Source organism: Chitinophaga nivalis (assembly GCF_025989125.1).
Classification (GTDB): domain Bacteria; phylum Bacteroidota; class Bacteroidia; order Chitinophagales; family Chitinophagaceae; genus Chitinophaga; species Chitinophaga nivalis.
Map to the genome: position 1 here is coordinate 1,477,848 of NZ_JAPDNR010000001.1, position 21,722 is coordinate 1,499,569.

General features: G+C 44.7%; 18 protein-coding genes and 1 tRNA gene. 7 read left to right on the forward strand and 12 right to left on the reverse strand.

The window, feature by feature from the left end; translation table 11 throughout:
- Positions 1 to 53 precede the first annotated feature (53 nt).
- Entirely contained in the window at positions 54 to 1,160 is a 1,107-nt protein-coding gene (locus OL444_RS06045) for a Fic family protein (RefSeq protein ID WP_264734127.1), read from the reverse strand.
- Positions 1,161 to 1,443: 283 nt separating this feature from the next.
- On the opposite strand from OL444_RS06045, the gene OL444_RS06050 reads away from it, so the two are divergent.
- The 3 genes from OL444_RS06050 (at position 1,444) to OL444_RS06060 (ending at position 2,847) form a co-directional block, all read left to right on the forward strand.
- Positions 1,444 to 1,902, forward strand: coding sequence for a carboxymuconolactone decarboxylase family protein (locus OL444_RS06050; RefSeq protein WP_264734126.1), 459 nt, complete (start codon positions 1,444 to 1,446; stop codon positions 1,900 to 1,902).
- A 48-nt stretch (positions 1,903 to 1,950) separates the two neighbouring features.
- A complete protein-coding gene (locus tag OL444_RS06055; RefSeq protein WP_264734125.1) occupies positions 1,951 to 2,286 on the forward strand; it encodes a YciI family protein in 336 nt (111 codons plus the stop codon).
- A gap of 102 nt (positions 2,287 to 2,388) precedes the next feature.
- Positions 2,389 to 2,847 carry a VOC family protein gene (locus tag OL444_RS06060; RefSeq protein WP_264734124.1) on the forward strand — a complete coding sequence of 153 codons (459 nt, stop codon included), beginning with the start codon at positions 2,389 to 2,391 and terminating at the stop codon, positions 2,845 to 2,847.
- A 573-nt stretch (positions 2,848 to 3,420) separates the two neighbouring features.
- Here OL444_RS06060 and OL444_RS06065 read toward each other — a convergent pair.
- From OL444_RS06065 to OL444_RS06085, 5 genes are all read right to left on the reverse strand, one after another.
- Positions 3,421 to 4,560 (reverse strand): efflux RND transporter periplasmic adaptor subunit, encoded by a 1,140-nt coding sequence (locus OL444_RS06065; protein ID WP_264734123.1) that lies wholly within the window; start codon positions 4,558 to 4,560, stop codon positions 3,421 to 3,423.
- Between the two features lie 62 nt (positions 4,561 to 4,622).
- Entirely contained in the window at positions 4,623 to 7,895 is a 3,273-nt protein-coding gene (locus OL444_RS06070) for an efflux RND transporter permease subunit (protein WP_264734122.1), read from the reverse strand.
- A 67-nt stretch (positions 7,896 to 7,962) separates the two neighbouring features.
- Entirely contained in the window at positions 7,963 to 9,357 is a 1,395-nt protein-coding gene (locus OL444_RS06075) for a TolC family protein (RefSeq protein WP_264734121.1), read from the reverse strand.
- Between the two features lie 177 nt (positions 9,358 to 9,534).
- Positions 9,535 to 10,836, reverse strand: a complete 1,302-nt coding sequence (locus OL444_RS06080; RefSeq protein WP_264734120.1) for a sensor histidine kinase — start codon at positions 10,834 to 10,836, stop codon at positions 9,535 to 9,537.
- The gene (locus OL444_RS06085) at positions 10,833 to 11,516 is read right to left on the reverse strand and encodes a response regulator transcription factor (protein ID WP_264734119.1); all 684 of its coding nucleotides are present in this window, start codon (positions 11,514 to 11,516) and stop codon (positions 10,833 to 10,835) included. Before OL444_RS06085 ends, OL444_RS06080 begins: the two co-directional genes overlap by 4 nt.
- Positions 11,517 to 11,558: 42 nt before the next feature.
- On the opposite strand from OL444_RS06085, the gene OL444_RS06090 reads away from it, so the two are divergent.
- The 4 genes from OL444_RS06090 (at position 11,559) to OL444_RS06105 (ending at position 12,734) form a co-directional block, all read left to right on the forward strand.
- Entirely contained in the window at positions 11,559 to 11,804 is a 246-nt protein-coding gene (locus tag OL444_RS06090) for a hypothetical protein (RefSeq protein ID WP_264734118.1), read from the forward strand.
- 45 nt (positions 11,805 to 11,849) lie between these two features.
- Positions 11,850 to 11,923, forward strand: a tRNA-Pro gene (locus OL444_RS06095).
- Positions 11,924 to 12,058: 135 nt separating this feature from the next.
- Entirely contained in the window at positions 12,059 to 12,286 is a 228-nt protein-coding gene (locus OL444_RS06100; RefSeq protein WP_264734117.1) for a UPF0175 family protein, read from the forward strand.
- Complete coding sequence (locus OL444_RS06105) at positions 12,270 to 12,734, forward strand: PIN domain-containing protein (protein ID WP_264734116.1); 465 nt, start codon at positions 12,270 to 12,272, stop codon at positions 12,732 to 12,734. The genes OL444_RS06100 and OL444_RS06105 overlap by 17 nt, the downstream gene beginning before the upstream one ends.
- 48 nt (positions 12,735 to 12,782) lie before the next feature.
- On the opposite strand, the gene OL444_RS06110 is transcribed toward OL444_RS06105, so the two are convergent.
- The 6 genes from OL444_RS06110 to OL444_RS06135 form a co-directional block, all read right to left on the reverse strand.
- Positions 12,783 to 13,379 carry a PDDEXK nuclease domain-containing protein gene (locus tag OL444_RS06110; protein WP_307735044.1) on the reverse strand — a complete coding sequence of 199 codons (597 nt, stop codon included), beginning with the start codon at positions 13,377 to 13,379 and terminating at the stop codon, positions 12,783 to 12,785.
- Positions 13,380 to 13,691: 312 nt separating this feature from the next.
- Complete coding sequence (locus OL444_RS06115; protein WP_264734114.1) at positions 13,692 to 14,537, reverse strand: hypothetical protein; 846 nt, start codon at positions 14,535 to 14,537, stop codon at positions 13,692 to 13,694.
- A gap of 38 nt (positions 14,538 to 14,575) precedes the next feature.
- Positions 14,576 to 17,908, reverse strand: a complete 3,333-nt coding sequence (locus OL444_RS06120; protein WP_264734112.1) for a TonB-dependent receptor domain-containing protein — start codon at positions 17,906 to 17,908, stop codon at positions 14,576 to 14,578.
- Between the two features lie 187 nt (positions 17,909 to 18,095).
- A complete protein-coding gene (locus tag OL444_RS06125; RefSeq protein ID WP_264734111.1) occupies positions 18,096 to 19,262 on the reverse strand; it encodes a FecR family protein in 1,167 nt (388 codons plus the stop codon).
- 224 nt (positions 19,263 to 19,486) lie between these two features.
- Complete coding sequence (locus OL444_RS06130; protein WP_264734110.1) at positions 19,487 to 20,017, reverse strand: RNA polymerase sigma factor; 531 nt, start codon at positions 20,015 to 20,017, stop codon at positions 19,487 to 19,489.
- 310 nt (positions 20,018 to 20,327) lie between these two features.
- On the reverse strand, positions 20,328 to 21,623 hold the full coding sequence (locus OL444_RS06135; RefSeq protein WP_264734109.1) for a DUF3108 domain-containing protein: 1,296 nt from the start codon (positions 21,621 to 21,623) through the stop codon (positions 20,328 to 20,330).
- Positions 21,624 to 21,722 lie beyond the last annotated feature (99 nt).

A 21,722-nucleotide genomic window follows, 5' to 3' on the forward strand; every position in this document is an offset into this window, starting at 1 on the left:
TGTGGGAGAAAGCTGGTATGTAGAATGGTTAATATCTGTAACGGATATACGTTTCAGTGAAGATTTAAATGATAATGGACATTCCTGCCAGCACCTTGGAGTATGAATATTCCGGACTCCACTAATGTTTGAAGATCTCTTGTAGCAGTAGCTTTTGATACTTTAGTAATAGAAATATACTTTTTGGCAGTCATTCCTCCAGTGAAGCCTTCTGTACCTGCATCCCACATTTTTTTTACGGCTTTCAACTGACGATCATTCAGCTGAGATTTAAATCGATCAAAGAATTTAGTTTTCTTAAGTGTAAATTCAACAAGTAGCTTTGTTTGTTTTTGGGCTGTCAGAATAACATCGGTGAAATAGATGACCCATTTTGTTATTTCATTACTTCGTTGTGCCTCTTCAAGGTTGGCATAGTAACTGCTTTTGTTGTTTTCCAGTGTTCTGGAAATGCTAAGCAATAATGGTCGGCCAATGGTTTGAGATAATGCTTTTTCCGCGATAGCTCTACCTATACGGCCATTCCCATCTTCAAATGGATGAATTGATTCAAAATACAGATGTGCACTGGCAGCTCTGACCGGTGCCTTTCTTATTTCGTTTTTACCTCCCGGTGCAGTATCATTAAACCATTGAATAAACCTGTTCATTTCATCTGATACCCTATCTGAGGGAGGAGCTTCAAAATGTATGATCTCTCTGCCAATAGCACTTGATATCACTTGCATTGGAGCACTATCTTTCCGCCATACACCAATGTTAATATCTTTACTTTGCTTCAAAAGAATTCGATGCCATTCATATAATTTTTCTTTTGTCAGTGGATCTGCCAGGGTTTGCCGTATATCTACCATCAGTTCACCAGCCCCACGCGCTCTTTGGTCTTTTATTGGCTCAATGACTTTATCCAGCCCCAGTTTGTTACGAATAGAAGAAACTACATCATGACGACTTATGTATTCCCCTTCAATAGCAGAAGTTTTAATCGCTTCTGCTACCATCGTATCAATAATTGCTTCCAGTCGGACATTCTCAGGTAAAGTTTGCAGTATTCCGCTGACAAGACCTGTTTCTTCCGCAAAAGCAAAGAGATTGTTCTCTACTTCGTCCGGATTATAACTGAATTGTGTCCAGTCTGATTGTTGCCAGTTGTATTTCATATTATATAAATTTGTACTGAGTGTCCGCTACTTTGCCTGAATGAGCCGATTAATTGCGCTAATCGGCTCAAATATACGCATAAAATGAGCCGATTAATACAATTAATCGGCTCACGGATAGGTGCATTTTCGGTGCAAACCCAATATCAGCGAGATATTTACACTCCCAGACGATCATCTCCCGAAAAAAATAAAAAAAATAATGGGTACCCTGTCCAATTGTGCTTCAGTTGATCATTATTGAAGTATAAACACCTTATTCAAAACATAAAAACAGCTACTCATGACAGCAAGGATGAACATACACGAGAAAGGACAAAACGCTTTAAAAGCTATGTATGGACTGGGCGGATACCTGGCAAAATCAACAGTAGAACAATCCCTGCTACATCTGTTGTATTTCAGGGTTTCCCAGATTAATGGCTGCGCCTTTTGTCTTGATATGCACGCCAAAGACCTGCGGGCTGCCGGCGAAACAGAACAGCGCTTGTACCTCCTGAATGCCTGGAGAGAAGCACCGTTCTATTCTGCACGGGAACGCGCTGCGCTGGAATGGGCGGAAGCAGTCACCAAAATCCCTAACGGACAGGTGCCGGACGAAGTTTATGCCACAGCAAGTGCACAGTTTACAGAGCAGGAGCTGATAGACCTGACCATCGCCGTGATCACGATCAATAGCTACAACCGTATTAATATTGCTTTTGGGGTGGTTGCCGGTTCTTATGAGGCGAAAGCAAAATAAGCGCAGGAAACGGTAATTCGTATATTTAATCATTGAAAAACGCGTCACATGAAAGATTTTATGTTGTTATTCCGGCAACCGGATTATGACTACAGCCAGACACCGGCAAAAGAGATGGAAGCCCTTACCAAAAAATGGCAGGATTGGATAGGTGGTATTGCCGCACAGGGAAAACTAACCCAAACGGGCCAACGATTAGGCCTTGAAGGCAAAGTATTGAAGGCCGGCGGCGTCATTACTGATGGTCCTTTTGTGGAAATCCGGGAGCGCCTGGGAAGCTTTGTGGTGGTAAAGGCCGATAGCCTGGAAGAAGCTACTACGCTGGCGCATGGTTGTCCGGCGCTGGATGCCGGCGGCAGTGTGGAAATACGCCCCGTAATGTAAAATACCATGGACAAAACAGGAAGTAACCGGCCTGTTTTGTCCGTTTTTTACAATTACAGGAACTGGTAGGGTTGCATCTTTGTATCATTAAACCAACAAACGATGAAACGTTTATCTGTACTGTTAGCACTTATTTTTATGACAACTATTACGCAGGCTCAGACAACCACCACGCAGCCGAAAATGAAAATGAATGCCGGTATTGTTACTACCAAACTGGCGGAAACCAAAGCTTTTTATACCAACATATTGCATTTCGGCGTCTCTTTTGAAAATGAATTCTATCTCCTATTGCATACGCCCCATAAAGAAGCGGAAATCAGTTTCCTGCTGCCGGATCATCCTTCGCAGCAACCGCTCTTCCATAAACGTTTCCGGGGAGAAGGCATGTACCTGACCATCGAAGTGGAAAAGGTAGATGAGTTATATGCTGCTATCAAAAAGAAAGGCGTAGCGATTAAAATTGAGCTTCGTGATGAACCCTGGGGCGATCGTCACTTTGCTATTGAAGATCCGAATGGGATAGGGATTGACATCGTGCAGTACGCGCCTGCGAAATAAAATGATGCTGTGTATACGGCTGTAAACAAAAGGACTTTCCTGATCGGAAAGTCCTTTTGTTTACAATAAATATCTGTCGGGGTTGTGAACAGGGCAGGAATCGAACCTGCAAGGGCTATACAATCATTGCCAGTGTGCTCGTCAGGTTAGCTGCCTGTGCGGGTAGAAATGCAGGAAAATCGCCGCCCCACTGGTGATTGGATCTGCATTAACTATATAGCGCGTCTACCATTCCGCCACCTGCTCCTTTATAACAGGATGAACTAATGCTTTGCTATTATGTTTGATTCGCTGCAATAAATGTGTAATGAAAGAAATACATAACTGTTAACGGTTTTGAGGGTGATGGGGTGTTTGCTCTATTGTACAACAGTTGTGGAGAGGTCTTTGTTCAATATTGCCCGGTTTGATTACTGCTACGAATACTTCACTTGTTGCCGGCAGATATAGGAAGATAGTGTGGTGTGAAAGGGGCATAAAATAACCCGACGCCTGGTATAGCAGATATGCGCGGAGGAGATCCGCTAAGATACGCTGCACCAGGCGTCGGTAGTCTGATTTAACTGCAGGTTGCTACTTGATTTCAACCAGGTTCACCTTTTTAATAACGGAACTGTCTCTGATTTCTTCGTTCGCTGTTTTAATAAGGATATCGTTGAGTTGCAGTTCGCCGAATACTTCTGTTTTATCTTCCATTTTACGACCGGTTTTAACAGGCAGCCAGATCGCTTTGTCAGACACCACTTTGATCACATATACACCACGGGTGGAATTCAACACCGCTTTGGAAGGCACTACAAAAGCATTGGTATGACCACTCGCTAAAGGAATGGATACTTCCGCCACCATACCCGGCAACAGTTTTTTATCATTATTCGCTACATCCATTTCAATACTTTGTGAACGCAAACGTTCATCCAGTGCGCCGGACAGCCTGCTTACACTTGCTTTGAACGTTTCACCGGGAAATGATTTGGCCGTGAATTTCACTTCACTGTTGCTGCGCAGGTAGCTGGTGTAAGCTTCCGGTACACTCACCACCAGACGAAGTTTTTTCTGCTCCTGTAAAGTGAAGATAGGCAGGTCGGAACCTTTACCGGCAGGACCCACATAAGCGCCGGCACTGACATTTCTTTTGCTGATGATACCACTGAAAGGAGCGCGTATTTCCAGATAGTTGCGGGTATCTCCTACTTCGCGGTAAGAAGCCCTGGCAGCTTCCAGCTGGGCGAGGTCTGACTTCTGTTTGGCAAAGGCGATATCCAGGTCATTCTGCGAAACTGTACCAGGTGTTTTGCTGGTTTCCAGTAAGCGGTTGTAAGTAGCTTTGCTGGACAGGTAAATGGCTTCCTGTGATTTCAGCCTGGATTCCGCTCCGGATAACTGGGCATTCAGTTCCGGCGCCTCCATGGTTACCAGCAATTGCCCGGCGCTCACCTCACTACCTACATCTACATACAGCTTACGGACAAAGCTGGATACTTTGGCATACAGGTCTACCCGCTGAAAGGCGATCAGTTCACCGGGAATCTGAATAGAGGAATTCATTTCCCCTTTCTGTAAAGTAAATGCTTCCGGTACGGCAGCAGCGGGAGGAGCCGCTGCAGTATGTGCATGCTCATCTTTGGCTTCTGAGGCCCCACAGCTTTGCAGGATGCCGGAGAGGACAATGGCCGAAAGAAATATAGTGATCATGTTGGATGCTGGTTTCATAAAATGTGTTTTAATGTGCTGTTATTTTCTATGGCGCCATCTTACAGACGGTGCGGAATGATTTATTGTTTTACAGGAATATAGTGAATGCTTTCTTCATCTTCCGGATCGAGTGATACACTTTGTGTAGATGTTTTACCCTGACCCCATGCAAACGCCAGTGGCAGGATAAACAAGGCGGCAAAGGTAGATGCAATCAATCCTCCGATAACAGCCCGGCCCAGTGGCGATGACTGATCACCGGCTTCTCCCAGGCCGCTGGCCATTGGAATCATACCTACCACCATGGCCAGTGCGGTCATCACAATAGGACGCAAACGTAAGGCGGCAGCCTCTGAAGCAGCTAACATGGCATTGCCGTTGTGTTTACGGATTTGCTCTGCATTGGTAATCAGCAGTACCGCATTGGAGATAGATACCCCTACAGACATAATCATCCCCATATAGGATTGCAGATTCAGGGTAGAGCCGCAAAGCATCAGCAGGGATAAAGATCCAAGTAACACCGCCGGCACCGTTGCCAGTACAATCGCAGATACCTTGAATGACTGGAAGTTTGCTGCCAGCATCAGGAATATAACCACTACCGCTACCAGTAATCCGCTTTGTAAGCTGTCCATGGTTTCGGTTAAGGTGCTGCTAAGACCGATCAGATCTATGCTTAACCCGCGCGGTAATTCTCCCAGTGAAGATATGGCCTGTTGTACATCTTTGGATGCTGCCCCAAGATCTATGTTATTCAGGTTAGCCGTTACCGTTAGGATAGGCAAAGCTCCCAGGTTATCATTTTCTCCATAGGTGATATCCGGCGTAATGGTGGCTACATCACTCAATATAGGACGGGAGGCGTTTTTCAGCAACGGAATTTCTCCCACATCATTCTGGCTGGTGATTTTATTCTCCGGTACCTGTACCTGTACGTTGTAGCTCAGTCCTGCTTTTTCATCCACCCAGATACTTTTTTCCGTTAAACGGGAAGAGGAAGTACTGGCAATCAATGAACGGGAGATATCACCTACGTCCACTCCCAGCTGCGCTGCGCGTACCCGATCGATATTGATGTTGAGTGCCGGATACTTGATGGATTGTCCCAGCTGTACATCACGGAGATAAGAGATGTGTTTTAATTTCTCCACTATTTTCTGCGCATATTCTTCATTCAGTTTTTTATTTCTACCGGAGAGTCTTACTTCTATTGGTGTAGGAGATCCCTGGCTCAATATTTTATCCGTGAGTTCAATCGGCTCAAAGGATAACTGCATGCTGGTATCTATCTGTCTGGCGCGGTCCCTGATTTTATCTTTCAGCACATCGAGGTTGGTTTTGTAGTCTTCATGTAAAGCCACCTGCAATACCGCTTCGTGCGGCCCTGCCATCCACAGGAAGATAGGTGCTGTGGAAAACAGTTGTGGGTGCAGGCCTACGAAAGCAGAGGTGATAGACACATGTTCTTTCCCTACAATATTGTTGACCGCATCAATCAGCTGAATGGTCTTTTTCTCGGTTTCTTCTATGCGGGTACCATCCGGCTGACGAAGACGTACCTGAAACTGGCTGCCGTTTACTTTCGGCAACACATCCCGGCCAATGGTACTCATCTGCAGGAAAGCCAGTAAACAGGCAAAGAGGAGATAACCTATTACAATAGGTTTCCGGTAGGGCATCATCCTTTCTATAAATCGTAAATAGCGGGCACGTATCCTTTCAAAGCGACTGATCTTTCCATCCCGGTTGCTGTCGGCTCTTTCTACCAATGCTTTTTTCTGATCCCAGGTATCTCCATCTTCGCCTGTTTGCAGGCCGGCGGCGGCCAGCTCTTCCTGATCGCTGAACGCGGTGCCGTCTTTATGTTTGTGATGTTTTCCTTTCATGATCCAGTTGGCCATTACCGGTACAAATGTCTGTGCCAGGAAATAGGAAACAACCATGCTGAAACCGATGGCCAGTGCCAGCGGCAGGAACAAGGACCCTGGTATACCGCCCATGGTAAAGGCAGGGGCAAATACCGCCAGGATACAGAACAGGATGAGCAGTTTAGGGAACGCAATTTCCTTACAGGCATCCCAGATGGCGAGCGACTTAGGCTTGCCCAGATCCAGGTGCTGGTGTATGTTTTCAATGGTCACCGTACTTTCATCCACCAGGATACCGATGGCCAGCGCGAGCCCGCTGAGGGTCATGATATTGATGGTTTGTCCGAATAAGCTGAGGAATAATACCCCGGATATGATAGACGTTGGAATGGTGAGTATCACAATCAGTGCCCCGCGTGGGTCACCGAGGAATAATAATACCATCAACCCGGTGAGGATAGCGCCGATAACGCCTTCTGTCAGCAGGCTTTTTACGGAGTTGATCACATAGGTAGACTGGTCAAATTCATAACTCAGTTTTACATCCTCAGGTAACTGTGCCTGTATCTTTGGTAATGATTTTTTCAGTCGTTGTACCACTTCCCAGGTGGAGGCATCGGCCGCTTTGGCGATATCGATGTATACGGATCTTTTACCGTTGATCAGCGCATAGCTGGTGCTAACGTCGGCGCCATCTTCCACTGTAGCCACATCGCGTAGGTACAGGTTCTGAACGCCGTTTTTGAACAACGGAATGTCTTCAAAATCCTTGATTTGTTTAATGGTAGTATTGGCAGGTGTAATATAGTTTTTGGTATCGATGCGCACATTGCCGGAAGGAGCGGTTTGGTTGTTGAGTCGCAGGGCTTCTACCAGCTGGTCGGGTGTCATGTTGTGAGAACGCAGCAGATCCGGATCTGCCTTGATTACTACGGTGCGGATGTTACCCCCAAATGGCGTAGAACCTACGAGGCCTGGAATGGAGGTAAAGGAAGAACGGACATACACGTTGGCCATATCCAGCAATTCATTGTTGCTGCGTTTATCGCTGCTCAATACCAGCTGTCCTACCGGTAGTGTAGAGGCGTCAAAGCGGATAATGAACGGCGGGTTGGAGCCTGGCGGAAAGATGGCCTGGATACGGTTGGAAAACGCACTCACCTCCGCGGCTGCCTGGGCCATGTTGGTGCCCGGGTAGAAGTTGATTTTAATGAGGGTGAGTCCTTGTATATTCTTGGTCTCCACACTTTTTACCCCATTCACAAACAGTAATATGTTGATGTATTGTTTGCCAAAGAAGGATTCCATCTGGGTGGCAGTATAGCCACCAAAGGGATGCGACAGGTAGATCACCGGCATATCCAGCTTGGGGAAGATGTCAATTTTGATAGTGCTGACGGCTTTGATCCCAAAGAAGAATAATCCGGCAACCAGCACCAGAATAGTAATAGGTTTACGAAGTGCGAAACGGATAAGGTTCATACTACTTGTTTATGAATTGTCAATACCTGATAGCTGTATCTATCATCAATAATTTTTAAGTGCCGGATTACAGTTCCTTTTCAAACAGCATGAAATCGCCGGTGGCGGAGGCTTTTAACAGGAGTGCCTGCCACACATTGCTATAGATAATGTCGCGGTCTGTTTCTGCACGTATCAGGGCATATAATGCCTGGGTTACATCTACCAGATTCGTCAATCCGTTTTTATACAGTACTGATTTCTGGAGATAGGCATCTGATGCGGCTTTCACCTGTACAGGCACTTCTTTATAGTTATCCAGTGCGTTGGCGATTTTTGTTTCGGAGAGTTGCAGCTGTGCGGTCAGTTGTTGCCCGGCCAGTTCGTATTCGTCCTGCAATCCTTTGCTGATGAGCTTTTGTGCCTTTACCTGCCGGGATATGCGCAGCGGTTGTGTCAGATTCCAGGTTACGCCGATACCAATCAGGTAGTTAGTGCGGGTAGGTTTGATGCCTTCCCAGTACTGGTGCGTATAGGCGTTCAGGTTTTGGGCGCTGTAACCGGCTTCAAAACCAGAGCCTCTGGTCTGCAGTATACTGACCAAAGAAAATATCGGATAATTCATGGTTTGATAATACCTGCTTTGTTCTTTACTGAGATCAATACGGCTTTGGTACCATTGTAACAGTGGATGCTGCTGCAATGCAGCCGTATCGCTCAGGAATGCCGGCAGGTGGGATACAAACAGGGTATCAAGGGTGAAAGGCCGGGGCGGAATGCCCATCAGCTGGGCCAGTTGGTTGGCCTGCGTTTGTTCAAAATCGACTGCTCTTGTCAGCGCTATACGCGCACTGGATACTTCTGCATTGGCCTGGGAAGAATCTACACCGGCGTTTAATCCGTTTTTAACGCGGGTCACTACCACATTCCGGAAGGTATCTGCGCGGTTCAGATTTTTTTGATACGACAAGGTGAGCTTCTGCGCTGCCAGCAGGTTAAGATAAGCGGCTGCTACTTTTACTTCGTGCTGAAAGATCTCTTGTTGCCAGTCTTTGTTATCTCTGGTAGCAACCGCCTGAGCTGTTTTGATTTTTTCTTTGGCTCTGCCGAAAGCGAAGAAGTCCCAGTTTACATTGGCCAGGTACAGGGCACCGAAGGCGGCGTTCCAGTTCTGGTCCTGTAAAGGCTGGCCTGATGAGGCTACGCCCAGGCCTCCGAATCCGTACAAGGGTCCGTTCTGACCGTTGATGGTTCCATAATCCTGTTGGGCAGATATATTCAGATTAGGCAGATAATCACGTTTTGCCTGTGTTACACTGGTCTGAGATGCGCTGGCATAGCTTGATTTGGCTTTGATCGTACCATAATTGCTTACGGCAGTATGGATGGCATCTTTAAGCGTAAGTACCTGCTGGGCGTTGACATACATAGGATGGGTACCAGCAAGAAAAAGGAAAATAAGCAAATATTTTTTTCCAAACATGAAAGAGCGATTTTGCGATATAGTTACGAGAGTGGTAATCTTATCTGCAAAATGAATACATAATTTTGAAGTAAACTTGAAGTGGGGCTATTGTAGCGGAAATGCAGGGCAGCAGGGATGACACAGCAACGCCATAACGTACGCAGTGACTGTATTTTATAGTAAATGTAAACGGAATTAAACGGCTACTTCCAGGTTGTTGTGATGTACCGCTTTTAACATATTTTCCTGAGGCGTCTGAAAATCTACCTGTAGTACGTGCAGCTGATTTTCGTAGGTATAGGATACGTGGAAGCCGCTGACTTCACATATCTGTTTTACGATAGACAGTCCCAAGCCTACACTTTCACTGCATTGGTTGCCTTTTTTGAAGCGGAGGAAAAGGTCTTCCATCGGTATTTCCGGTGGGATGCCGGTATTTTTTACCACCAGTTTCCCGGCAGTAAGGATGATTTCTATACGTCCGTTCTGTACATTATGCCGGATGGCATTTCCCAGCAGGTTGTTGAATAACATATCTGCCAGTGCCGGATGTACTTTCAGGAAAATATTTTTCTCCATATCGGTGGTGATGGAGATATTTTTCATCTCTATTCTGTCTTCATAGGCTGCTAACACATCTTTTGCTACCCGGCAGAATTTAATATTTTCTGAAACGGCATATTCATTGTTTTCCAGCTTGGCCAACAGAATCAGGGAGCGATTGATGCGGGATAATTTTTCTATCGCATGTTGCATGTCGCCAATAAGGCCTGCCTGGTTCTCTTCAATATTGGTTTCGCTGAGCAGCTCCAGTTTGTTGCGGAGTACGGCCAGCGGGGTTTGTAACTCATGAGAGGCGTTTTCACTGAATTCTTTAATGGCAGCATATTCATCCACCGCTTTGTCGGTCATCTTCTGCAGAAAAGAATTCAGGTCTTTAAATTCCTGGGTACGACTTTCAGGAAACTGTATTTTCTGTTTTACATTAAATCCCTGGATAATCTTCATGGTATGTCTCAGGGTGTTCAGCAGCCGTTGAGATACCAGTCTGGCAGTGATGCATACACATAGTATAATCAGTGCCAGCTTCCATAATACCGTATTCAGGATAGCATTCCGGATCAATGCAGAACCAGGAATGTAGTTGTAGGAGCAGATCTGGTAGTTTTGTTGGTTGATGGTAAAGTAGGAATTGACTTTCAGGCAGCTCTCCTCCGTACTGTGGTCGGTAGGCGCTATCTTTTTGATTTGTATTTTTTCGGCCGGCAGTGGCGTGTTGAGGAGCGTGATACGGGTAGACATACCTTGGGTGATGGTACTGACAGGTATGCCTTTTTGCAACTGACTGGCGGCGGCTTCATTTACTTTCGTAAGCCGGGCAATTTCGGTGGCATCGATATTGCTTTCCATGTTGTAATAACACAGGTAGGCGGAGATGGGCGTTGTCAGCACCACTACCCCGATGAACCACATTGTCAGTTTATTGATCAGTTTCATACTTTAGAAGCGTTGAACTTGTAACCCAGGCCATAAACAGTGTCAATATAATCCGCGCCGTTTGCCGCACTGATTTTTTTGCGCAGGTTTTTGATATGTTGGTAAACAAAATCAAAGTTAGCTAAATTATCAGTATAGTCTCCCCACAGGTGGGTCGCGATAGACTGTCGGGAGAGTACCCGGTTTTTATTGACAATGAGGTATAACAGCAGGTCGAATTCCTTCCGGGTGATGTCCAGCGCTATGTTGTTCACCGTGGCTTCCATGAGGTCGGTATCCAGGGTGATTTCGTTGAAGGAGATGATGTTGCTGCCGGCGAGCTTTTTTCGACGGTAAACCGCCCGCAGCCGGGCATGTAGCTCCGGCAGGTGGAAGGGTTTGGTGATGTAGTCGTCTGCGCCTTCTTCCAGGCCAATGATTTTATCGTCCAGGGCGTCTTTGGCTGAAATGATCAGTACGCCGCTCTGTACTTTCTGTGCCTTGAGGAATTTCAGCAATTCCAGTCCGTTGCCGTCAGGCAGCATGATATCTAGCAGGATACAATCGTAGGTGAAGAATAGGAGTTTTTCCTGTGCCTCGTCGAAACTGTAGGCCAGTTCACAGATATATCCTTCTCTGGCGAGAAAATCATGTATGCTGCCGGCGATCTCTTTATTGTCTTCTACTGCTAAAACCTTCATATAAACACTAAAATACGGCTGAATTTTGAATCAATCTTGAAGTTGGAGGGTAATAAGGCCTGGAAGAAGAAAGTATCCCAGATGGCCGGCCCAATGCAGTTTAATGGCGATGTCGCCACCCTGGTGTCATATATCTGCCGGTGTCCTACCAGTGGCTTCCGGCAGACAAATAGTGCCGGTACAGATAGCCTGGATGAAATATTTGCTATGCTGAAAGTGCCTACAGTAGCGGAGAATGATAGAAATATTTACAATCTGCCGGATAGAATTTGGTATTATGAGAAATAATTCCCTACATTTGCGTCCCGATTCACACTAGTGAATAAGTCGGAACGGGGCGTAGCGTAGCCCGGTATCGCGCCTGCTTTGGGAGCAGGAGGTCGCAGGTTCGAATCCTGCCGCCCCGACAGAAGAAGCCTTACAGGAAACTGTGAGGCTTTTTTGTTTTGTTAATCGGGAAATCCACAATACTTTTTTGTTTAAATTTGAAATATATATAAAACGCCATAGGGCATTCACATTTGCAAAAAGGAGAAATGGTTATGAGTACAATAACTTTGCAAGTACCTGAAAAGGTAGATCTGGACCCCAAAGAAACTGCAAGGTTTCTTGCAGCTAAATTATATGAAATTGGTAGGTTATCTTTAGGGCAAGCTGCTGAATTAGCCGGACTTTCTAAAGTCGCTTTTTCAGAAGTATTGGGAGATTATGATGTTTCATTAATTAACCATCCAATTGCTGATATTATTAAAGATGCCTCAAAAATATAATGTCGTCATTGCAGATACCAGCTGTTTTATTTTATTGGATAAAATAGATGCGGTCGATTTATTGCGTCAGCTGTTTAACACTATTTCAACTACTTCTACAATAGCAGAGGAGTTTGGAAAACAACTTCCTGAATGGGTAAAGATTATGCCTGTTATAGACTTGCATTATCAACGTATTCTGGAGTTGGAAGTGGATAAAGGTGAGGCTAGTGCCATTTCATTGGCAATTGAATCCGGATCGGCATTACTTATACTGGATGATCTGAAAGCCAGAAAAGTTGCTGGGAAATTGTCTCTCGCTTATACCGGAACATTGGGTATATTATTAAAAGCAAAAGAGATGGGGCTCCTGCCTGCTATTAAACCCTTATTAGATCGGATTCAGCAAACAAACTTCAGGTTTTCTGTAAACATCTTTAATGAAATATTAAAGATAGCAGGAGAGTAAGATATTTGCATGAATACTCACCCGCTTTTCTGGGATGTATTGTAGCGTCTACAAAAACATAATTCCAAATCTATAATGAGTATCCATCATGGGTAACCGTTTGGGTCTTGCTATAAATGCAAACCCATTACCCAACTCAAGTAAAAAATCATGCAAATGGCTAATGATGGCCCGCTCTAAGTCTTTTTCGTAGTAGGATGCTTCCCTGTGTAGTCCCAGAAATTCAAGATACATCGGATCTTTTATGATCTCCTTAGCGTCTGATGGCTGTTTTTCATTCCGGGCAACAGACAAAACACTCTCCCGGTCATTGCTAATTAGCAGACGTTCCCATAAACTACTATAGATTTGTCGCTCTAACTGGCGTACTGTCCAGTTGTTTTTGACAGTTTCAGCAATATGAAAATCTCTTTTGTCTTGAGTGTCAATTCGTAATAACAATTTATATTGACTCCAGCTCAATTGCGAATACACTGTATTCGCAATTGGAAATGTGCGATAAAATTGACGAAAAAGTTCTGTCTGTCGTTTAGCGAAACCACTTCCGTGCTCAGGTTCCAGTTGATTCGCTACAAATTTGGTCAGATAGTTGCCATAATCTGCATGGTCTTTACCCTGTTGTTCTTCTTCAAAAATGCCTTCCAGTACATCAAAAAAGTACGTTCATGAGCTACAAAACGGATAGCCTTGTCTTTGCCAGGCCTGCCAGCCACTTTAAGTCCCTTAAAAATAAGTTCGAAATTTGTACAGGGAGGGCGACAGAAAAAAGCCTTACAGTAATCTGTAAGGCTTTTTCGTTTATTAGAAAGTTTGTTATGGCCTACTATGTTCGGGTCCCTATCTTTTCTGAATGCGGAACATGCGAGATCTCAACCGAACGATGCTAATGGAATATCTTGCACTTGCATGGCGTAAGGCGGTACTAAATACTAGTGGCTTTCACTTACGATTATACCGCTAATTCACAAAAAGTACGTTTGTAGCTATTTCATAAAAAGTCTCTCCCTTTTTTATAAATGGTGGTGCTTCTCCCCAGGTAGCCCTGGAAACGATGTATAATGTAAACACATTTTTAAGCGGTAACGGATTAAGTCCCCCAGGGGTAAATGCTGTATTGGAATAATTTGTTCCGCCATAATTACGCAACGATTCTCCTGTGTCACTGTTCACAAATTCGAATACGTAATTGTAACCAACTTCGGGCAAGGGATCCGGCCGGCCATCTGGCAGGAGCTGATAGTCAGCCTTATCAATGGCGTTTTTTACATCTTTAATCACCCCGATTTCAGTCACTACTTCGTTCCAGTCTGCATCAAAATAACTTACCGATACTTTGATATCTGTATGTTCAAATGGAATAAGGTCTTTGGCATAGTTGGCCACTTTCAGTTTGATGTACCCGGCCGGAGCAGCGCTTTCACTGTCTTGTTCACCGGGATTTATAAAAGAAACAGGAGCGTCCATTGTCGGCTGGAACAGCGTATGGCGTTCTTTAGAACCTGTTTTTACATCAATCACTTTTTCGGCTACCACTTTTCCAGTGCGGGTATCGTAAAATTCAAATTTCCCCTCTCCGGCTATTACTTTTATCTTTTTAGTATTTATATTCCATTCAATCGGAGCGCCATTGTATCTGGCTGCAATAAAAACGCCTTCTCCATTGTTGCGCAGGGCGGTTTGATCCGCATCAAAATATACATCCACAAACGTGGAGAACGAATTTATATACTCTTCTTTCTTGCAGGAATAAAGACCTGTTAACAGGAGAGCCGCGGTGATAATGTTTTTTATATGTTTTTTCATCTGTTTATCTGTTGTGCGTACGATGTAGCAAGTGGTGATTAAAAATTATAACTAACACTCAGGCTGAATCTTCGACCCTCTTTTTTACGATAGGTGATAATATCGCCATCTGCTTTACGATACTTAACAGATTTGCCTGGTTCTAATACATAGAACTTGGTATCATCACTTTTATAATCATGGACATTCATATAGTAGCGCGTCCAATCATCCAGGAGATTTGCCAGATTGAACTTGACTTCCACCTTCTTCTTAAAAAACCGGGCATAAAACTGTGCGTCCAATTGTTTCGGCGCCAATTCATATTCGACCCGGTTCATATTGACGTTTGCCAGATTTGTCCGGGGGCCACGGTGATTGTAGCTGACAGTGGCGCCAAAATAGTCTCCCCAATATCCAAGCCCTACATTCAATAACCAGGGCGATTGGCCTATCAATGGTCTGTCCTGATTGGGGTAGCGGGTCTGAACACGTTCAGCTACCTGTGTTTCAGGGTTATTGATCCATTGCCATTGACTTAATACATTGACCTTAGATTTAAGTAGCGTTCCGTTAGCGTGTATAAATAGGTTTTTAGCCCAATCCCGATTGGATAAAAAGGTGAAATCTTTTCGGATTTCCAGTTCCAGACCTAAATTTTTTGCATTCTCCATATTGGCAAACGTATAATCGGAACCGCCGGAATGCACCAACTCGATTGGGTTATCTAATTTTTTATAATATCCCGTTATTGAAATAATCTCACCGGGTGATGGATACCATTCCAGTCGCATATCTATATTGTCGATCAATGTAGATTGAACATGCTCACCATAAACATAACCGTCTAATTCAAAATCATACATCCCAAACATCCCAACTTCCCTGAAATCGGGACGTATGACGGTTTTTGAATAACTCCCCCTGATATTAAATTGTGGCGTTAAACTATAGGTGACATTAATGGAAGGCAGGAAGCGCCAGTTATTTTCCTTGACCCCAAACATATGTCTTAGTTGATCATTGGGGTCTGGTTCTTTGTTGTAGCGTCGTTTATATACTTCTTCCTGCTTCGAGTTTAAACCAAAATATTCGGCACGAACACCATATACGAGTCGAAGGTTATTCCAGAGTTTTTGATCGGCCATGAGATATAAAGCGTGTGATGACATCTCGCCATTATAGAACCGCCCTCCCAGCGCATCTGCGTAGTAATAGGCCTGGCCATTACCGTTGCCGATATTTTCGGACGATAACAACTGATCATAATTTATTTCTATCGGAGGAGCTAATTGATTGGTGGTGCCGACGGTCCAGGATCTTGTCCAGGGAGCCATTTTGTACAAATCCAAAGATCTCTTTTTTGACCAGGCCTGATATCCAAATTTTACCAGTGTGGACACTGATTTTTCTTCTCCGAATTTGCGTGAAAATGCTGCGCTCCAATTGTAATCCGTTTCATTGATACGTGTCCACATGCGCCAGTCATTGAGGGCCGCTTTAACGGAAGCATTGCTATGCGTCATTAAACCAGGTGTCTGAAAATAAGGCTTATCCCCAATGATGGCGGTCAATCGATAAGAGAGCTTACGCTCATCCAGAATCTCCTGGCGGATTTTATTGATGGTAAACATTCCTTCGGCTTTTATCTTCCAGGGCAGTTGATAGCTACCAATCAATTGATGCTGCTGCAAAGACATGGCCTCCGGTAATTGATAAACCAATTTACTGGCTATTGGATTGGAGTCGTCATGCGCTTTCTGAATCGATTCATTATAATTGTCGCTGTAAGTACGGGCATACATATTCTTCAAGGCAATCTTAAAACCGTTACCCTGCAATCCCATGTTGGCGACCAATCCACCGCTGCTATTAAACCGATAGGATGTACCTGCGCCATTGTCGCCGAGACCTGTACTATCCAGATAACCGCCTTTGATGGAACCTCTCACGTTATTAAAAGTCACGATATTTTGTTCATTTCTGAAATTGGCAGCTGCTGCAAAACCAAAACGTTTGTTATTTTTCAGATCATAGGTACGTCCAATAGAGAAACGCATATTCTGATTGGGAGAAACCTTATACCTGTATTGACGCATGGCATCGCTATTGAGCCTTTTGGATTGAGCAATGGCATCCAGATCATTGTATTTTACAGCATCCCCTGATTCCATTGGATTTAGTGGCGTTCCATTCAATTCCGGATCCGTTAAATTATAACCTGGAGGCGCATCTAATTGCGATGACCGATTATTCCACTGCCAGGTTTTTATGCCATCAGGCATCTTGGATGATTTATCAAAAAAGCCGAAATACTCACTGGTTTGCCGCTTGCCTAAACGATAGAAGTCTTTGCCAATGGCTTGTGCATTACCACCAATGCCATATTGAATGGTGGTGAAATTCTTTTCAGGAATATCAATTGTATTCACCGACACCTGGCCGCCTGAAAATTCAGCAGATACATCTGGTGTAGCTGTCTTATTGACTACCACGGTACTCACCATTTCGGTCGGGATGATATCAAAAGAAAAATCCCGTCTGTTTTGAGAGGTACTTGGAATCACTACGCCATCCAGCATTGCCTGGTTATAGCGATCCGACATACCACGTACCACCACACTCCGGTTGTTCACGGTAGTCAAACCTGTTACCCGCTTTAATACCTGCCCCATATCATTGTCTGGCGTGCGGGAGATCTGTTCGGCGGAGATACCATCAGTGACGGAGGCTGCATTCTTCTGTGCGGCATATAGTCCTGCTACGCTCTCTTTTTTATAGCTGCCTGTAACGACCACCTGGCCGAGTGTCCGGGTGGATGGAACCAACACGATGTTGAGGCTGGTCAACTGACCTGCTTTCACTGCTACCTGCGTAATACGCCTGGTCTGGAAAGAGATGTAACTAACCTCCACGGTATAACTGCCTGGTGCAATGCTGAAGCTGTAGCTGCCGTCTATACCGCTTTGTACCGCCTGGTTGCTCTGCACAATCTTTACAGATGCGCCGGGCAGTGCCCCGCCCCGGTCGTCGAGTACTTTACCTCCGATACGGCCGGACTGCTGGCGGATGACCTGCGGGGCAGTGTTTACTGCAGCATCGGCTTTGGTGATGACCACCATCTTGTTGTCGATGGTATAGCTGTATGGTTGTCCCTTAAAGATGATATTAAGCACCTGTTCTACGGTTGCTTCCCTCACCTGTATGCTCACAGGTTTTGCCCTGTTGAACAGGTCCATATCATAGAAAAAGTCATACTTCGCCTGTTTCCTGATATCTTCCAGTACGGCATGAATAGTACTGTGCTGCCTGTTCATACTAATGCGCTGGGCAAAGGTATGGGCGTGGACATGCAGCAAAAAGCAGGTAAGTAATAACACGGTGATCTTCATAGCACGCATGCATTGAGAAAAATTCATACTTTCGTTAATGTTAAATGGTATCGATGATTATTGTTGTCGCAATGTCCTTGGTAAGCTTTAACAATCCGGCCAGAGGTGTTCCACCACCTTTGGCTATTTTTATTTAAAGCCTTCCGTTGTTTTATACAGGATTACAGTATCCGTCGTTTGATTGGTATCAATCAGTCACGATAAACCTCCTTTTTTTAACGGTTACGGTAGCTTTTTTAGTAGACTGTATCATCCTGATGATAGCGGATAATGGCTGTGAGCGGGACACCATACCATTGAAGCGCATCTTGCCGATGTGCGGTGGATATTCCACTTCTATATCATACCAACGTTCCACCTGTCGCAGTATGTTTTCGAGTGTTTCTCCCCGAAAAACAAAATCGCCGTTTACCCACGCCAACTGTTGCTGGATGTCTGCCTGTTGCACATTCAGTTGTTTGGCCAATACGGCTTGTTGGCCTGGCTTCAATAATGCGGACTGGCCGTCGTTTGATCTTACTTTTACACTGCCTTCCACCAGGGTTGTCCTGATAGCTGTTTCATTGCCATAGGCATTGATATCGAAATGTGTACCCAACACCTGTACTTCCTGTCCGGCTGTTTCCACAAAAAAAGGAACGTTGCCTTTTCCACCCGGCATGGGCATTTTTTCTATTTCAAAATAAACCTCGCCCGTCATCTTTACCCGGCGTTCCTTATCTGAAAATTGTACGGGATAACTCAGCGAGGATGCTGCATTGAGTATCGCTATTGAGTTATCCGGTAAGGTTACCCGGTATTGTCCTCCATTGGGTGTAGTAATGGTATTGATGGCCGAAGACAATGCTGTGGGCTTTTTGTCTGCATTATAACGGATATTGCCCTCCGCATCTTTTTCGATACGTACACCGCCCTGTGTGGCTATGGTGCCGTGCTTAGCATCATTAAGGGAAATGGCCGAGCCATCTGCCAATGTCAGGCGAGCCTTGTGCGCGCCGGGTAAAATATCTTCCTGTTGCACAAGCTGCTCGTTGTTGCCTGGTTTACCTGTCCGGAACCAATAGGTGCCGGCTAACAGGGTCATGCCCACCAGGATGGCCGCAGCGGCAATACGCCTGATAGGATGAAAGCGGAGACGCTTTGTATGACGGTCTGCTATACTTTGGTCTATCCGCTGGCGCATGGCAATACCACGTTGCTCGTCCGGACCCAGTGATGGATCTTCAGCTGTTGCCGCCAATTCTTCCTGCAGCAGCTGATCGTATGCCTGCCTGAGCTGTGCTTCTTCTTCAGGACTTAGTTGGTGTCCATCGGCCTGTTGCTGCAATAGTTTTCTGAATATATCATTATCCATCTTTTAATGTCTTTTGTTGCGGGATTGTACCTGCCCTCTATATATACAATCCAAAAACAGGGGGTATCCCTAGGTCGGTAGGGTAACTTTTTTTTAAAAAAGTTCTAGCACACAGATTTGCAGGAAATAAAAATTACCTGTTTAGAAAGGAGGATCATCCTATTACCTAAAAGATAGAAGACCTACAGCCGTTGAATGGATAGCTAGCATCGCTATAGAAAAGATTACAGAAAAATGAACAGCAGGAAGAGCGGCGCTTTGCTGATAGCCAGGCGTATGCGCCTGAGTGCTGTAGAAACGTGGTACTCTACTGTCTTGGGAGAAATGCAAAGCTCTTCAGCAATGCGCTTGATGGGAAATTCTTCCCGTTTGCTCAGGAGGTATACCCTGCGACACTGTTCGGGCAGGTTATCTACGCAGCCTTCCACCTGTAGCTGTAGTTGTCTTGTTCTTATCGGTTCATCTGCTTCTCCGGCAAGCGGTTCGGGGAAATTCGCATGCTCAATGCTTTCGTTTGCCTGTAGCTGTTTCAGTTTTTTGAGTACCAGGCGGTATGAGGTGGTGAACAGCCACCCTTTAATATTGATATGTAAGATGGTGTCCCAGTTTTCCCAAAGGCGAACGAAGGTGTCTTGTATGATGTCTTCGGCTGCCTGTTCGTCCTTTAAGATGCGGAAAGCAGTCCGGTACAACGGCTTCCAATGGTGGGTATAGACCTGATCGAACGTGACGGGCTCCTCATGTTGAGTGGTCACGGGTGATCGGGAATATGTAGTATTACTGGTTGCCACTATTTTTGCGCCTTTGGTCAGGCCAAAATTATCGGTTAGATTTTAGGTGCTACATAATATGCTATTAAGTTTGTATTAATTTACTGGATTAAGGCGCATTGTTGTATCGCCACTGTAATAAAGCATTAGGGATTTGTCGCGTATCCCCGATAAAAAAGCGCTTTCAAGTTGTGATACTCAAAAGCGCTTTTTTAGTTGAATAAAATATCGGGAGATCAACCTATGTCAAACCTATGTTAGGAAACACTGACAACAGTTGTATGAGCTACGGCTATCAACGCACATCTTTCAGATTTACATCTACCTTATCACCATCCTTCCGGATAGTAACCTTTAATTCTATTTCAGCAGTGGCTCCGGAAGAGGCGCTGGCAGATTTATAAACGGGATTGGATGATAATACGGCTCCGCTCGGATGCATCAGATACGAGGTGCCTGCATGATATTCGTAAGAGTAGCGGTGTGTATATCCAAAAGAGGTAAACAGCAGATATTCACCTGGCATTAAATTCGTGAATTCGAAATGTCCTTTGTCATCATACACGGTTGTTTTCTTAGCACAGGCGGCCACATTAGGATCGATAGGTACTTCAGGCAGCTTCCCCCGTTTCCTTATTTTTTTATTCACTTCTTTCCACTCTTCGATATAGTCGGAATTGGGCATAATCACTACAACCGTTCCTCTGGGGGCATATTGGGCTCTGTTGATATTCACCACGGCTATACCTCCTTTGCGGTGATCTCTTGCAAATGCAGTACCAGTAATGACGCTATTCCCATTCTGTATTTTTTGTAAATTTTCTTCTTTGTTAAACCTGCTTTCTATCGGCTGATAATCCAGTTCTTCATTTACACAGATTTCTGTTACGCCACCACCTACGGGCATTTCTCTTTGCCATATCCGGTGATCTTTTTTATCTATGATGTAGGTGTAGTAGGCGCCGGATGATTCTTCCAATACACTCACCAGCCAGCTTTCGTGACTACCGGTTTTAGGAGAACGTTGTATGTAGCTTTTTACCTCTTTTATAATGTAATTAGATAATACGCTGTCCGGGCTGTCGCCATAGTAGAATTCCGGTACAATTGCCTTATAGCCTACATCCAGTGGTAATGTGGTAAATAACATTTCAGATACGTTAAAATCCACAAATTTTCCGGCTGGTTTTATTGATATTTGTTTATCCTTACCACCACTCAGATTATGATATTTACCGGTAATCGGATTACCGAAATTCAGATCCAATGAGTTCTTGAGGCTTTCGGACTTATAACTCACAGGATTGAGGGTTTTGGTTTCAGCGACAGAAGTTCTTTTTCTAAACCATTTATCCTTTTCGTCTTTGAAGTCGACTATAAGTTTTAGCTCATTCCCCAATATGGTTAAATCGTTCGTATAGGTTCCCTTTTTAGTCCAGGTTTCCCCTTTTACATAATATATTGTGTACAATGATTTGCCGGATTTCAGACGGGAGGTATTAATATCGGGGCTTCCGGGTGTAACTATTTTCTGGCCAAAGCTGACAAGTGGCAATAGTAAAAAAAGTATTAATCTTACTGGTCTTTTCATGAATGGCTTTTTTTAAAACAAAGACAAAAATAACCACTTTTGCCCTAGTTCAAAATAAAGGCGGAATTTTTACTGCAATTTTTCAGCAGCATTATCTGG

Excerpts from the sequence above, each read along its gene's own strand:
- OL444_RS06045 (WP_264734127.1), bottom strand. The coding sequence starts at position 1,160 with ATGAAATACAACTGGCAACAATCAGACTGGACACAATTCAGTTATAAT.
- OL444_RS06050 (WP_264734126.1), top strand. The coding sequence starts at position 1,444 with ATGACAGCAAGGATGAACATACACGAGAAAGGACAAAACGCTTTAAAA.
- OL444_RS06055 (WP_264734125.1), top strand. The coding sequence starts at position 1,951 with ATGAAAGATTTTATGTTGTTATTCCGGCAACCGGATTATGACTACAGC.
- OL444_RS06060 (WP_264734124.1), top strand. The coding sequence starts at position 2,389 with ATGAAACGTTTATCTGTACTGTTAGCACTTATTTTTATGACAACTATT.
- OL444_RS06065 (WP_264734123.1), bottom strand. The coding sequence starts at position 4,560 with ATGAAACCAGCATCCAACATGATCACTATATTTCTTTCGGCCATTGTC.
- OL444_RS06070 (WP_264734122.1), bottom strand. The coding sequence starts at position 7,895 with ATGAACCTTATCCGTTTCGCACTTCGTAAACCTATTACTATTCTGGTG.
- OL444_RS06075 (WP_264734121.1), bottom strand. The coding sequence starts at position 9,357 with ATGTTTGGAAAAAAATATTTGCTTATTTTCCTTTTTCTTGCTGGTACC.
- OL444_RS06080 (WP_264734120.1), bottom strand. The coding sequence starts at position 10,836 with ATGAAACTGATCAATAAACTGACAATGTGGTTCATCGGGGTAGTGGTG.
- OL444_RS06085 (WP_264734119.1), bottom strand. The coding sequence starts at position 11,516 with ATGAAGGTTTTAGCAGTAGAAGACAATAAAGAGATCGCCGGCAGCATA.
- OL444_RS06100 (WP_264734117.1), top strand. The coding sequence starts at position 12,059 with ATGAGTACAATAACTTTGCAAGTACCTGAAAAGGTAGATCTGGACCCC.
- OL444_RS06105 (WP_264734116.1), top strand. The coding sequence starts at position 12,270 with ATGCCTCAAAAATATAATGTCGTCATTGCAGATACCAGCTGTTTTATT.
- OL444_RS06115 (WP_264734114.1), bottom strand. The coding sequence starts at position 14,537 with ATGAAAAAACATATAAAAAACATTATCACCGCGGCTCTCCTGTTAACA.
- OL444_RS06120 (WP_264734112.1), bottom strand. The coding sequence starts at position 17,908 with ATGAAGATCACCGTGTTATTACTTACCTGCTTTTTGCTGCATGTCCAC.
- OL444_RS06125 (WP_264734111.1), bottom strand. The coding sequence starts at position 19,262 with ATGGATAATGATATATTCAGAAAACTATTGCAGCAACAGGCCGATGGA.
- OL444_RS06135 (WP_264734109.1), bottom strand. The coding sequence starts at position 21,623 with ATGAAAAGACCAGTAAGATTAATACTTTTTTTACTATTGCCACTTGTC.